Annotated in this window: 14 protein-coding genes; 11 read left to right on the top strand and 3 right to left on the bottom strand. The window is 48.3% G+C overall.

The features are described from left to right. The first annotated feature begins 20 nt into the window (after window positions 1-20). The 4 genes from MKX50_RS13770 to MKX50_RS13755 all read left to right on the top strand — a co-directional run bounded on the left by MKX50_RS13770 (window position 21) and on the right by MKX50_RS13755 (window position 2,718). Window positions 21-878 carry a C1 family peptidase gene (locus MKX50_RS13770; protein ID WP_213592139.1) on the top strand — a complete coding sequence of 286 codons (858 nt, stop codon included), beginning with the start codon at window positions 21-23 and terminating at the stop codon, window positions 876-878. An 18-nt stretch (window positions 879-896) separates the two neighbouring features. Beyond that, complete coding sequence (locus MKX50_RS13765) at window positions 897-1,211, top strand: protease inhibitor I42 family protein (protein ID WP_213592140.1); 315 nt, start codon at window positions 897-899, stop codon at window positions 1,209-1,211. 500 nt (window positions 1,212-1,711) lie between these two features. Next, window positions 1,712-2,173 carry a hypothetical protein gene (locus MKX50_RS13760; RefSeq protein ID WP_339157216.1) on the top strand — a complete coding sequence of 154 codons (462 nt, stop codon included), beginning with the start codon at window positions 1,712-1,714 and terminating at the stop codon, window positions 2,171-2,173. A gap of 83 nt (window positions 2,174-2,256) precedes the next feature. Further along, the gene (locus MKX50_RS13755; RefSeq protein WP_339157215.1) at window positions 2,257-2,718 is read left to right on the top strand and encodes a hypothetical protein; all 462 of its coding nucleotides are present in this window, start codon (window positions 2,257-2,259) and stop codon (window positions 2,716-2,718) included. A gap of 116 nt (window positions 2,719-2,834) precedes the next feature. Here MKX50_RS13755 and MKX50_RS13750 read toward each other — a convergent pair whose 3' ends face one another. Beyond that, window positions 2,835-3,218, bottom strand: a complete 384-nt coding sequence (locus MKX50_RS13750) for a DUF1259 domain-containing protein (protein ID WP_213592142.1) — start codon at window positions 3,216-3,218, stop codon at window positions 2,835-2,837. Between the two features lie 137 nt (window positions 3,219-3,355). Between MKX50_RS13750 and MKX50_RS13745 the strand changes: the two genes are divergently transcribed. Continuing rightward, complete coding sequence (locus MKX50_RS13745) at window positions 3,356-3,616, top strand: hypothetical protein (RefSeq protein WP_339157214.1); 261 nt, start codon at window positions 3,356-3,358, stop codon at window positions 3,614-3,616. A gap of 77 nt (window positions 3,617-3,693) precedes the next feature. On the opposite strand, the gene MKX50_RS13740 is transcribed toward MKX50_RS13745, so the two are convergent. Beyond that, on the bottom strand, window positions 3,694-4,053 hold the full coding sequence (locus tag MKX50_RS13740) for a hypothetical protein (RefSeq protein WP_213592144.1): 360 nt from the start codon (window positions 4,051-4,053) through the stop codon (window positions 3,694-3,696). A 30-nt stretch (window positions 4,054-4,083) separates the two neighbouring features. Continuing rightward, window positions 4,084-4,347: a hypothetical protein gene (locus tag MKX50_RS13735; protein ID WP_213592145.1), complete on the bottom strand. Its 264-nt coding sequence runs from the start codon at window positions 4,345-4,347 to the stop codon at window positions 4,084-4,086. A gap of 176 nt (window positions 4,348-4,523) precedes the next feature. Between MKX50_RS13735 and MKX50_RS13730 the strand changes: the two genes are divergently transcribed. The 6 genes from MKX50_RS13730 (at window position 4,524) to MKX50_RS13705 (ending at window position 12,685) form a co-directional block, all read left to right on the top strand. Further along, window positions 4,524-5,507, top strand: coding sequence for a sugar-binding protein (locus MKX50_RS13730; RefSeq protein ID WP_213592146.1), 984 nt, complete (start codon window positions 4,524-4,526; stop codon window positions 5,505-5,507). Continuing rightward, window positions 5,504-6,940, top strand: a complete 1,437-nt coding sequence (locus MKX50_RS13725) for a sensor histidine kinase (protein ID WP_213592147.1) — start codon at window positions 5,504-5,506, stop codon at window positions 6,938-6,940. Before MKX50_RS13730 ends, MKX50_RS13725 begins: the two co-directional genes overlap by 4 nt. Before the next feature lie 32 nt (window positions 6,941-6,972). Next, window positions 6,973-8,553, top strand: a complete 1,581-nt coding sequence (locus MKX50_RS13720) for a helix-turn-helix domain-containing protein (protein WP_213592148.1) — start codon at window positions 6,973-6,975, stop codon at window positions 8,551-8,553. 205 nt (window positions 8,554-8,758) lie between these two features. Further along, a complete protein-coding gene (gene xylF, locus MKX50_RS13715; RefSeq protein ID WP_213592149.1) occupies window positions 8,759-9,862 on the top strand; it encodes a D-xylose ABC transporter substrate-binding protein in 1,104 nt (367 codons plus the stop codon). A 121-nt stretch (window positions 9,863-9,983) separates the two neighbouring features. Next, the gene (locus tag MKX50_RS13710) at window positions 9,984-11,495 is read left to right on the top strand and encodes a xylose ABC transporter ATP-binding protein (RefSeq protein ID WP_213592151.1); all 1,512 of its coding nucleotides are present in this window, start codon (window positions 9,984-9,986) and stop codon (window positions 11,493-11,495) included. A 2-nt stretch (window positions 11,496-11,497) separates the two neighbouring features. Next, complete coding sequence (locus MKX50_RS13705; protein WP_339157213.1) at window positions 11,498-12,685, top strand: sugar ABC transporter permease; 1,188 nt, start codon at window positions 11,498-11,500, stop codon at window positions 12,683-12,685. Window positions 12,686-12,789: the final 104 nt, after the last annotated feature.

Raw genomic sequence — 12,789 nt, 5'->3', positions numbered from 1 at the left:
ATGAAAAAGGAGTAGAGGCAATGTCTGAGGTTAGAGGATTAGGGTTAATTCCATCCCCAATAGATAAGCGGGATATTTTGATGTCATCTATTTTGCCGGAGTTTTCAATACCTCGACAGTTTGTGGTTGAGAATATCACGCCTGTCAGAGACCAAGGGCCGGACGGAACATGTGTAGGTTTTGCTTGTGCTGTAGGGATGAAGGAATCTCAGGAACAAAAGGAGCATAATAAATATATTGAGCTATCACCGAGATATCTGTATCAGAAATGCAAGGAAATTGATGGTATTCCTGAAGCGAATGGAACGTATATTCGGGTTGCCATGGAAATTTTATATCATATAGGGGTTTGCGAAGAAATATTTTGGCCATATCATCCAACACAAATTGGCCGACCAATGCCAGGGGCTGATGAAAACGCCAAGAACTATAAAGTGAAGTCATATTGTAATATGGGCAAATCGTTGGATACAATGAAGAGAAGTTTAGTTGTAAACGGCCCTTTTGTCATCGGTGTTACCGTATACGACAACTGGAGAAATCCCGAGGTAGGGAAAACAGGAAAAATACCATTGCCAAGTGGAAATATCCTGGGTGGTCATGCACTATGTGTTGTTGGCTACGACGACGACACACAAATGTTCAAATTTAAAAATTCTTGGGGGGATAAATGGGGAGACAGGGGCTTTGGTTATTTACCTTATCCATACACAGAAGCGGATACCTATTTCGAGGCGTATGGGGCAACGGATTTAATTGACGACGTTGAGGCGTTGGTAAAAGCCAAGGAAAAAGTGTTGCAACAAATGGGTGAAAATTTTAAAGAAAATGCAAAGCCTGGTGACTGGGGCGGAGAGCAAAAAATAAACTATCATTAAAAGAAAGTCGGGTAATACATGGTTATAGCCATTGAAGAAAAAGATAACGGAAAAGTGATCCGAGTAAAGAAGGGTGAAAGGCTTATAATTTCTTTGCCTGAAAATGCTTCAACAGGATATACATGGCTAGAAGAGGTTGGTCCTGTTAGAAATATGCTGAGCCTTGAAAAGGAAGAATATGATGGCAATCACTCCGTCATCGGGGCACCGAGTGTTCGAAATTGGACATTTATAGCCATTAAGGCCGGACAAGGTAACATAAAGTTTCATTATCAAAGACCTTGGCTGGAAGAGGCTATAAAAAGCTTTGAAGTCACCGTTGATATTGTTTAGGGTATTGGGTAAAAGTATAAAATAATTTAGCCTCAAACATGCGTTTATACACCTACTGTTTGGGGCTATTTGTAAATCCTTAAAACACTAATTACTGATTTTATGAAAAGAGGATCATGTAACTAGATGTCAGAACCAGGTAACTAGATGTATTTCATGCAGTTAGTTCATCGGTATTGGCCGTGTTAAAGGGAACTAACTGCAGAACTTACATTTAGATTTAAGCTTTTTTGAACGAATGAGCTCCATTCAGGCAAACTAACTGCATGTTTTGCATTTAGCTCATGTATTTTTTATAAAAGAGCTTAACTAGTTGTATTAAATACAATTAGATTTTACGGACAATGCCCCCCCCAATTTGCGATTGGATATGTAAGCATATATTGTATATTTATAACAATGTATCTTTTTAAGGGAGGAGTCATTAAATCACTAATTTTCTATTTGATGCCGTTTTATTCATAGCGCTATGCTGTATCCTGAACGAGATCATTAAATATTTGGATCGCCGAAACCATGATGAGCCTGCGCCATGGCAAGTAAAGCTATGGCTCGTACCGTTACTGGCCCTACTTATGCTAGCACCAATCATTGGTTTTGCTTTCTTGTACAGTCTATTCTTTTATTCCTTTTCGGAAATAAGCAGCATAATGGATTATGAGCAATATCCTGATTTGCTTGTGTTTTCCATTTACATCATCGTTGGCTTTCTTATATTTGAGACTTTGATTAATCCTCTTATAATTGCGGTTATAAGATATATTTTGAATAGACAAATATCTGTTTATGCAAAAAATGCGATAACAATTATTGCTGATAGTATTATTATTTATTTGCTTGCGGGTTTGTTCAAAGGGATATTTATAGAGAGCATTTGGGCTGCCTTATCTGTATCCGTCTTCTATCATATTTTCGAGTGGATTTTGATTTGGGCTCTGGATCACTTTAAAAAGAAAGATTAGATGCTCCTCCAGCTTGAATACCAATATTCCAGCAGGACTACCGGAAGGCGACAGATTTATCGAAGATGGAGGTGTCAGTAGTCTTGCGCAAAAACAGTATAGGAGAACGCGCATTATTATGGCTCGTGTTCGCGGGAATTCTCCTGGTTTTGATCTCTATTTTAGTATCTGCAGTCTATTCGCTGCAAAGCTTCTATTTTATTCAGCTCCGCATTTCTTCGATGGGATCGGCGTTTGCATTTATAGGATTATTGTTGCTGGGGCTTGGTTTTCTAGGCGTGATCGGAACCATGCTGGACAGCCTGCGGAGACATTTGTTCAAGGATCGGCCCGTATGGGCAGCCCGTCTAGTGCAGGAGAGTCTGCTAATTGCTATTTTTGGTGTGATGCTCTATGTGATTGATCAATGGATAGACGGCGTGGAAATCGGTAATATTCAAACGGAGATTTTACTAGCGTTATTCCTGTATGGCCTGATCACCCTGCTAGGGAAGCTTGGTGATCAAATTAAAAAGCAGGATGCGAAAAACAATGGAGAAGCATAGCTCAACTGCAAAAATTCCCCGGACCCAACTGCAGGCCCATACCTGAGCATTGGCTGAATCGAGAATCCCCTGGCGCTGTGGGAGCTAGGGGATTCTTCTGACTGGACTAGTCGAAACTATTTTTTAAGAACGTTCAAAGCGGCTCTTAATTTTCTGGCAAACACGATTGGATTTTCAACTGATTCAATATGCAGATAGATCAATCTAGGCTTTTCAAATAACCAATGGTTATGAATTGCGGTTACTTTGATATTTCGTTTTCGAACTGCATTAATAAAGCGCTGCACCTCGGACTGTAGTAGTGTAATTTCCCCAGTGTTAAGAGTCGTTCCGTTTTGGAGGGATTGAATCGTTACTTCATGTTCAGTTTCATAATTTCTTCCAAGGATTTTTGCATTTAATTTTCTTTCAATCATGATCGAGCAGCTTTTGCCATTAGACATGCCTGTTCCGCCAAGGATATTGGCCAGGCGTTTACAAAGGGCTTCTGAGATTTTCATAGGATCAGCTCCTTTCCTGATGTAACACAATATGTAGTTTGTAAGGAGAATGAATGTATCAGTGACTATTTATCGATAAATGTACTAAAGGTGAATGAAGGAGCTGCTATGACTGAGTAGCTTTAGAAACGCTAATAATGATCGAATCCTTGGCTGATTTGCCATGTATTATTGGAGAGCATATAAAAAGAGTAGCAGCAATGTCTGGAGTTAGAGGAATTAGGGCTAATTTCATCCCCAAAAGAAAAACGGGATATTCATTTTTGCCTACTTCGATAGCGAGCGAGCGATCTATAGGGGGCAGGTCTCCGGAAGCGGCAGCCAGGAGTGGAAGAGGATCTAGCAACAAGTTTCAAAGAATTACTGCAACAACAAATAACCCCATCATAGCTGCTTAAAAGCAAGTCACGATGAGGTATCAAGGTTAGGGAAATAACCTGGGCTCTATCCTAAACATAAATTTAAGAGATGTAATTCAAATTTCTGCAAAAACAATATAATCAATAGTTCCACTAGGTTTTAAAGCATGATCAAGCATTTCTTTGGATTCTAAATAAATTGAGTTATGAACTAATACAGAATTCGGATCTTCGTCTAAAACTCTGCAGATAAGCCCAACTCCTATTGATTCAGTTGTTATATTTCGATTTGTACCGTCCGCTTCCTTTATCTTCGGAAAGTCAAAATTGAATGAGCTTATTGCCGCCCAGCAAGCTTTTACAGGTGAATCAAACTTAACAACTTCATCAAACGTAAAGAAGCTTGGATCCGTTGATGTATTCATTCTGATCGCAGCACGATTTCCGCTTGTTACAATTCTAAAGGTTAGCGCCATAATCTAAGTCTCCTCGAAGTTTATGTTGAATTAATAATTATTTTCGTCATTTTTCAATATTGTTCTTTCAAAATTGTTCATGCTTATCTTTCTAAAATCAGAAGAATTCATATGCTTTAGTTCTTCCCTTGCAACTGACTTAAATTTACTTATTACATCTAATCTATCTCCACCGGTGTCATCGCCTGGGCCGTTGCCAGCGCCACCGCCTGAAGTTGGTTCTTTAGGCTCTGGTTCAGGGTCGGAGTCACCAGGTTGTCGTGGATATATTCCATATAGTTCTTTATCAGACAAAATAATAAAACCCCCTCTACATTAATTTTATGTATTATTTCGCTGTGGAAATTAAATCATTCATACAAAAATTTGGGAAATCTCGAGGTGGACACGGTCCAGATACAAAGTGAGGGAATAACACCCCATTGCCAGCGCTTACACTTGCGGGTAGGATAGTCATTGAGGTGATGGGGATGGACAAAAAATGGCTGGCCGCCGCGGCGGTCTTGATCGGCTTACTTACATATCTGTTTATCGGCTTCGCGCATCATTCCGGGAAAATGAGCAGCATTGTGAGGGAATTGCAGGGACATGAGGGGAATGGGACACAGCGATATCATATCGTGCTCATTGAGCAGGAGCGCTATCATCCGTATTGGGAAATGGTAGAGAAGGGGGCGCAGCAAGCGGCGGAGGAGTATGGGATCGATATCGAATTTGTCGGGGCGGTCCGCAACAACATGGACGAGCAGTTGAATTTGCTGGAGAAGGCGATTGCCGCCCGCGTGGATGCGATTATTGTACAGGGGCTGAACGAGGAGAAGTTTACACCGCTAATTGATAAGGCGGTGGCGCGAGGCATACCGGTCGTTACGATAGATACGGATGCACCGGATAGCAACCGGCTGGCCTACGTCGGAACGGACAATTTGGCCGCAGGGGAGAGCTTGGGCCGCTTGGTCGTTGAAAGAACCGGCGGATCCGGCAAAATCGGCGTCATTATCGGCAGCGAACTTGCTGAGAGCCAGCTGCAGCGCCTGGACGGGCTGAAGCAGGTTGTAGAGCAGTACGGCGGTCTGGAGATTGTCGCTGTGCGCAGCTCCAACATCTCACATATGGAGGCGATTCAGCAGGCGTCGGAGATGCTGCGGGAGCATCCGGAAATCAGCATCATGGTTGGCACCAGTGCCACGGATGCGTTAGGGATGCTGCAAGCGGCCAAGAGCTTGAAGCGGGATGATCTGGCGATTATCGGCTTTGACAACCAGAAGGAGACGCTGGCTGCGATTCGCAGCGGGGGGATTCAAGCGACGGTGGCGCAGCAGCCCTACTTGATGGGCGGAACGGCGGTGAAGCTGCTATATGACCATTTCCAGGGAAGGCAGCTGCTTCCCGCATATTATACCGAGGTTAAAGTGCTGGATCGCAGCAACGTGCAGGAGGGAGAGAGCTTATGACGATCCGCAAAAAGCTGTTTACCGTTATTCCGCTGCTGGTGCTTCTGCTGAGCTCGGTTTCTTTTTTCCTGTTCGAGAGCGGCAAGACGGTGCAGGAAAGCTATCATCTCATGATGAACCGAATTCTGTTATATAAAGAAGTTTCCTATGAGGTCGGGGAAAATATGCGGTCGATGAACCGCTATATTATGCAAATGGACGCGGAAAGCATGCCGGAGGTTATCAAGCATCTCAACAACGTAAAAATGCTGCGAGCGGAGCTGGACAGCCTGGCTACCATCGGTCCCAGCGATCTGCCGCTGGTCAACTACCGCAATATTATCGATACGTTTATCGAGCAGGCGGAAGGGATGATCGCCGGAATCGATGATCAGGATTCGGGCACAATGGCGGGGCAGTATATTGAAGCAGAGAGAACGGAGCGCTTCATTCGCGAGGAAGCCCAGGCGCTTGTCGACCTTGAACTGGAGCAGTACAAGCCGATCTATCAGGAGATGATGTTTACATCGGAGCGGTTGAATACGCTGGGCATTTTGCTCGTAATCACCATGGGGGCGCTCAGTATTCTGCTCGCCCTGTGGCTGTCGAAGAGCATTACGGAGCCGATCCGCCGCCTTGTGGCTACCGCGAAGCAGATTTCAAAGGGACGGATGGATACGAAGGCGCCGGAAAGCGACAGCCATGATGAAATCAGCATTCTCTGCCGCGCCTTTAACGGCATGATCGATAACATACAGCGGCTGATGGCGGAAAATATGGACAGTTTGGAGAAAGACCGTCTGGTCAAGGAACTGGAGCTGAAAACGCTGCAAAGCCAAATTAATCCGCATTTTCTGTTCAATACACTGAACTCGATTTCCAAGCTCGCCTACATCGAAGGAGCCACACGGACGAGCGATCTTGCTGTTTCCGTCTCGCGTCTGCTGCGATACAATTTACAGAAGCTGGATCAGGCGGTTCCGCTCCGTGAAGAGGTGGAGCATGTGACCGAATATATCAATATCCAGAAGGCGAGGTTCCGCGACCGGATCGAATTTGTAATGGACATTGACGAACGGGCGCTGGACTGCATGATCCCATGCCTGACGCTGCAGCCGATTCTTGAAAACGCATTCGTGCACGGCATCGAGCAGATGGAGGCGGGCGCGATGCTGAAACTCGGCATTAGTTATTCGGAAGACAGCGTGGAAATCGAAATTCGCGACAACGGCATCGGAATGAGCGAAGAGACGGCGCAAATGCTGCTCCAGTCCATTCGCGAGGCAGCGCCGCGTTATGGCGGCAGGAAAGGACAATCTACCGGTCTAGGTACGCATAATGTATTCAAAAGATTGCATTTATTCTTCGATGGGCAGGAGCGGATTGAGATTGACAGTGCAGAGGGGGAGGGTACTGCCGTGCTCTTTACCCTGCCGTTTCGTACAGCGGCTTAAAAGATTAAATTTTCTATATGGGGGGATAGCCAGTGTACACCTTGCTTATTGCGGATGATGAAGCCCTTGAACGTGAGGGGCTGGAGCTGATGATCCGGCATATGCTGCCGGATACCTTTAAGTTTCTCCATGCGGAGAACGGCAGACGTGCCATTCAGCTTGCAGAGGAGGCGCGGCCGGATTTTATCTTTATGGATATCAAGATGCCTGGGATTCAAGGGCTCGAGGCGGTTAGGGAAATACTGGCGAAGTATCCGGCGACAAGGATCGTGATGATTACGGCCCATGATTACTTCACCTATGCCAAGGAAAGCCTGGCATTGGGGGTACGGGACTATCTGCTTAAACCGGCCAAGCGGGAGGAAGTGCTCGAGGTGCTGAAAACGCTGATCGCGGAGACGGAAGAGGCGCGGCGGGAGAGGGATGAGCGGCTGGAAATGCAGGAGAAGCTGTCTCAGCTGCTGCCGCTGGCGGAGAATGAGCTGTCACTCATGCTGATGCTGGAATGCGTGCAGGAGATCGAGGTGGAGCAGCTGGCCCATTTATTGAACTTGCAGTGGCCGAAGGGATATGCGATGGTGCTGTCTTTTGCCCGGCATGCCGCCAAAGATTGGGAAGGTTTCCAGCTCGTCAAAAAAGAAGTCTACGAAGCTATCAAGCAGTTCGCCAAGCCGAATCTCTCCTGCCTGGTCAGTCCCGTGGTCGGGCACCAGATGGCGTTATTTATTCCTTTGCCTCCTGGTCAGCCGGGGTATTCCCAGCGCGTGAAATCGCTCGAGTGGGGCGAACGTGTAAAGAATCTCATCGAGGAACGATTCCATCTCACCGTGTCTGTAGGCATTGGTTCAATCCGTGAAGGCTGGGACGGGATGAGCCGGTCTTACCGAGAAGCCGTCCGCGTATGCGCGGATGATCAGGATCTCTTCAGTGTCCGGCATTATGACGATATTGCGCAAAGCTCGGGACAGAGGGTTATTACGCTTGACGAAGAGAAGAAGCTGCTGGATGCGCTGCTGCGGCAGGATAAGCTGGAGGCGGCGAACCGGTTTGCCCTGTTCTGGGAACGGCTGATGGAGAGCGAGCCTGCCCATTTGCCGCGTCTGCGGGGAGAGGTGATTGGATTGCTCTTATATTTAAGCCGGAGTACGCAAGCTGGGGATGGGGCGGAATTAATCAGTACTTTAAGCGCCATAGAGGACCGGGAAACATTAAGGCAGGGCGCGCAGCTGTGGCTGGATACGTTCATCGATGGCCTGAAGGAGGAAAAGGAACGCGGCCGTTCGCATGTGCTGCAGCGCGCGCTGCTCTATATCGGCCAGAAGTACAAAGAAGACATCTCGATGGAGCAGAGTGCTGAATACGTGAATCTAAGCCCGTATTATTTCAGCAAATTGTTCAAGCAGCATACCGGTGAGAACTTCATTGATTATGTAACACGGCTGCGTATGGAAGAGGCCAAGAGACTGATCGGAGAACAGCGCCTCAGCTTGAAGGAGATTTGTTTTGAAGTCGGTTATAATGACCCGAACTATTTCAGCCGCGTCTTCAAGAAGACGACGGGAATGACACCTACCGAGTATCGCCAGCAGTTAGAGAAGCCAAGTCCTTGTTGAACAACAAGGACTTTTTTGTTGTATAGAACAAAATTGTGCTATGAAAGCGCTGTCCATGAAAATCATTACATCAGGCCGCAATTCAATGAAGGTGGAGAGCAAACAAATGCAGGTCATTGTCCGCCCGCAGGTTCTTTTCCGGTGCTAAGATTTAATTGTAAGCGCAATCAAATCAATTTATCCGATGAAAAGGGGCGAAGAAAGAGTGAGAAAATACGGTCATTTGTTACGGTTAAGCTTAGCTGCATTGTTGCTGGCATCTTCATTGGCAGGCTGCGGCGTGGTGTCGGACGGCAGCGCGAATACGAAGAACAGCGCAGGAACAGGAAATGCAGCAACAGGCAAAGATGACGGCAAGATCGTCATTGGGCTGTCGATGGACACGCTGAAGGAGGAGCGCTGGCAGAAGGACCGGGATATTTTCTCGGCCAAGGTCAAGGAGCTCGGCGGGGATGTGAAGGTGCTGGCAGCGAACGGCGATGATGCCACGCAGCTTAGCCAGGCGGAGCAGCTGATTTCACAGGGCGTCGACGTCCTTGTCGTTATCGCGCACAATGCGGAAGCGACCGCGCCGATCGTAGAAAAGGCGCATAAAGAAGGCATCAAGGTTATCGCGTACGATCGCATGATCAATAATGCAGAAGTGGACTATTACATTTCTTTTGACAACGTCCGGGTCGGGGAACTGCAGGCTCAGGCGGTCATCGACCAAGCGCCGAAAGGCAACATTGTCTACATCGGCGGAGCCGATACGGACAACAACGCGCATATGTTCAAGACGGGGGCTATGAACATTTTGAAGCCGCTGGAAGAGAAAGGCGACATCAAAATCGTATATGACCAGTTCTCCAAAGACTGGAAGCCGGAAGAAGCCTTGAAGAACATGGAAAATGCGCTGACCGCCGTGAAGAACGACGTGCAGGGCGTTGTAGCAGCGAATGACGGTACGGCAGGAGGAGCAATTCAGGCCCTGACCGCTCAAGGCATGGCTGGCAAAATTCCGGTATCCGGACAGGATGCGGATTTGGCCGCGGTGCAGCGGATTGCAGAAGGCACGCAGCAAATGACGGTGTATAAGCCGATTAAATCGATCGCCACAAAAGCGGCCGAAATGGCCGTGGCAGCTGCAAAAGGTGAAGACATTGCCACGGACACGTCCGTTTACAACGGCAAATTCGATGTACCGTCCGTATTGCTCGATCCGATTCCGGTCAGCAAGGATGAGCTCTCTATTCTAATCGAGGACGGCTTCCACAAGCTGGAGGATGTCTACAAGAACGTTCCTAAAGATCAATGGCCGCAGCAGTAAGCTTTAGCTAAGTGAATCCGGCAAGGGATCAGCGGGGCAGTTGAAGTTCGAGCGGAAATTGCAAGAGGCTTCAGCTGTCCCTCCCTTTACGATAACTCGGCGTTAGAAGGAGATAGAGCCTATGTACGTGTTAGAGATGGTGAACATCAGCAAAGAGTTTCCGGGCGTCAAGGCGCTGGATCAGGTGAACTTTAAGCTGCGGAAAGGCGAAATTCATGCCTTGTGCGGCGAGAACGGGGCGGGCAAGTCAACGTTGATGAAGGTGCTGAGCGGTCTGTATCCGGCGGGAACCTATAGCGGGGATCTGCTCATCGGCGGAGAGAAGAAGGAGTTTCACAACATTGTAGATGCGGAGAAGGCGGGCATTACGATTATTCACCAGGAGCTGGCGCTCGTGAAGGATATGACGGTGGGCGAGAATATTTTTCTCGGGGCGGAGCCGCAAAGGCACGGGGTTATCCGCTGGGATGAGCTGTATCACAATGCTGCCTTGTGGCTGAAAAGAGTAGGGCTGAACATTTCGCCGAATACGAAAATCGGCAGCCTGGGCATCGGCCAGCAGCAGCTCGTAGAGATCGCCAAAGCGCTGTCCAAGCATACGCAAATTCTGATCCTGGATGAACCGACGGCGGCATTGACCGAAAGTGAAGTCGCTATTTTGATGAATATTCTGAATCAGCTCCGCAGCGAAGGGGTTTCCTGCATTTATATTTCGCACAAAATGCCGGAGGTGTTCGAGTTGGCGGATTCGATCACGGTGCTGCGCGACGGGCAGACGGTAACGACGCTGGACCGCCATGAAACGAACGATGACCAGGTTGTGTCGCTCATGGTCGGCCGCGAGCTGACGGAGCGTTATCCAAGGGTGGAGCATACGCCTGGGGAGATTGTGCTTCAGGTTAAGAACTATAATGTATGGCATCCCGAGAAACGGGACCAGAAAGTGATTGAGGATGTAAATTTCACTTTACGCAAGGGAGAAATTTTAGGAATCGCCGGATTGATGGGGGCCGGGCGTACCGAACTGGTAAGCAGCTTGTTTGGTGCCTATGAAGGACGCGCTACAGGAGAAGTATTGATCGAAGGCAAGCCGGTGCGCATCCGGTCGGTGACCGATGCAATCGAGGCGGGTTTTGCCTTGGTCAGCGAGGACCGCAAGCGTCAGGGACTCGTGATGAATATGGACGTGAAGACGAATACGACGATGGCTGCGATGAGCAAAGTGTCAAAGCTTGGAGTCATTAACGAAAATGAAGAGATTAGATGGGGCCTTCGGTATGTGCAGGATTTAAAGACGAAAACAGCTTCGCTCGAAACGGCCGTAGGTACGCTCTCCGGGGGGAATCAACAGAAGGTTGTCATCGGCAAATGGCTGATGTCCGATCCGAAAATCCTCATCATGGATGAGCCGACCCGGGGGATTGACGTTGGAGCGAAGTACGAAATATATCATTTGATGAATCAGCTTGTTGAGCAAGGCGTAGCCATTATTATGATTTCCTCGGAGCTGCCGGAGGTGCTGGGCATGAGCGACCGGATTCTGGTAATGAGCGAAGGGGAATTCGTACGCGAGTTCGATTGGCGTGAAGCGACGCAAGAAAATATTATGCAAGCCGCAACGGGAGGGAAATAACTATGCTACAAAATGAACTTCAAAAGCAGGAAGCTCCCGCAGCGAAAACGTCGCTCTGGGGCAGCCTATTCGGCAAAATGGACGTCCGCGCTTATACGATGGTTGGAGCGCTCGTACTCATTTGGGTCCTGTTCGGGATACTGGATCCTACATTTTTGACCGCACGTAATCTTTCTAACCTGTTTACGCAAATGTCAGTCACTTCGATTCTGGCCATCGGCATGGTGCTGGTCATTGTCGCGGGCCATATCGACCTGTCGGTCGGGTCAATTGTCGGCCTGACGGGGGGGATTGCTGCCATTCTGAGCAACTGGATGGGGCTTCCGCCTATCATCGTCATCGTCGGCACATTGGCAGCTGGGGCTGTGCTCGGGCTGGTGCAGGGCTGGCTCGTCGCCTATAAAATGATTCCTGCTTTTATCGTAACGCTCGGCGGGATGATGGTGTTCCGCGGCGTACTGATGGGCGTTACGGAGTCAATGACGATTCCGGTGTCCGATCCAGTGCTGGCCATGCTGGGCAATGCTTACTTTGCCAGAGGATTCGGGATTATTATCGCAGCGATCGCTATTGGATTGTTCGTGTGGAGTGCCTTTAAAAAGCGACGCTCCCGCCAGAAGTATGGCTTTGAGGTAGCTCCGCTTGGTGTGGATATTATTAAAGTAGCCGTAGTCTCTTTGATAATTGTCTCCTTTGTCCTGATCATGAACAACTACAAGGGCATTCCGTTCCCGATTATCTTTGTCATCGCGCTGGCCGTTATCTTCTATTTCTTGTCTACGAAGACGACGTTTGGACGACATATTTACGCCATTGGAGGAAACAAGGAGGCGGCCCGCCTATCGGGGATTAATATCCACCGGAAGACGATGATGATCTTCCTGCTGAGCGGTTTGCTCAGCTCGATCGCCGCTATCGTCTTAACGTCCCGCCTGGCCTCAGCGACGATCACCGCGGGAACGATGGCCGAGATGGACGCGATTGCCGCTTGCGTCATCGGCGGCACCTCGCTGATGGGCGGCGCGGGGACTGTCATCGGTGCGCTGATCGGCGCCCTGGTCATGACCTCGCTGGACAACGGCATGTCGCTGATGGGACTTGAATCGTTCTGGCAGTATGTGGTCAAGGGTTCCATCCTCGTCTTCGCCGTCTGGCTGGACATTTCCAACCGCCGCAAGGGTGTGAAATAAGTAGATTTAAGCTAATTGAATATGCTGTAAATCAAGACCTTGGGTTTCTCCTGATGGGGAGGAATCCGGGGTCTTTCATCATCCATTTGATTTTCATATTAATT

The sequence above is a fragment of the Paenibacillus sp. FSL W8-0186 genome (assembly GCF_037969765.1).
GTDB lineage: Bacteria > Bacillota > Bacilli > Paenibacillales > Paenibacillaceae > Fontibacillus > Fontibacillus woosongensis.
The sequence above is the reverse complement of the archived record's forward strand: the minus strand, read 5'-3'. Positions and strand labels throughout refer to the sequence as shown.

Bases quoted from the DNA above. Each gene is read 5' to 3' on its own strand.
- MKX50_RS13770 (WP_213592139.1), top strand. From the start codon at position 21: ATGTCTGAGGTTAGAGGATTAGGGTTAATTCCATCCCCAATAGATAAG.
- MKX50_RS13765 (WP_213592140.1), top strand. From the start codon at position 897: ATGGTTATAGCCATTGAAGAAAAAGATAACGGAAAAGTGATCCGAGTA.
- MKX50_RS13750 (WP_213592142.1), bottom strand. From the start codon at position 3,218: ATGAAAATCTCAGAAGCCCTTTGTAAACGCCTGGCCAATATCCTTGGC.
- MKX50_RS13745 (WP_339157214.1), top strand. From the start codon at position 3,356: ATGATCGAATCCTTGGCTGATTTGCCATGTATTATTGGAGAGCATATA.
- MKX50_RS13740 (WP_213592144.1), bottom strand. From the start codon at position 4,053: ATGGCGCTAACCTTTAGAATTGTAACAAGCGGAAATCGTGCTGCGATC.
- MKX50_RS13730 (WP_213592146.1), top strand. From the start codon at position 4,524: ATGGACAAAAAATGGCTGGCCGCCGCGGCGGTCTTGATCGGCTTACTT.
- MKX50_RS13725 (WP_213592147.1), top strand. From the start codon at position 5,504: ATGACGATCCGCAAAAAGCTGTTTACCGTTATTCCGCTGCTGGTGCTT.
- MKX50_RS13710 (WP_213592151.1), top strand. From the start codon at position 9,984: ATGTACGTGTTAGAGATGGTGAACATCAGCAAAGAGTTTCCGGGCGTC.
- MKX50_RS13705 (WP_339157213.1), top strand. From the start codon at position 11,498: ATGCTACAAAATGAACTTCAAAAGCAGGAAGCTCCCGCAGCGAAAACG.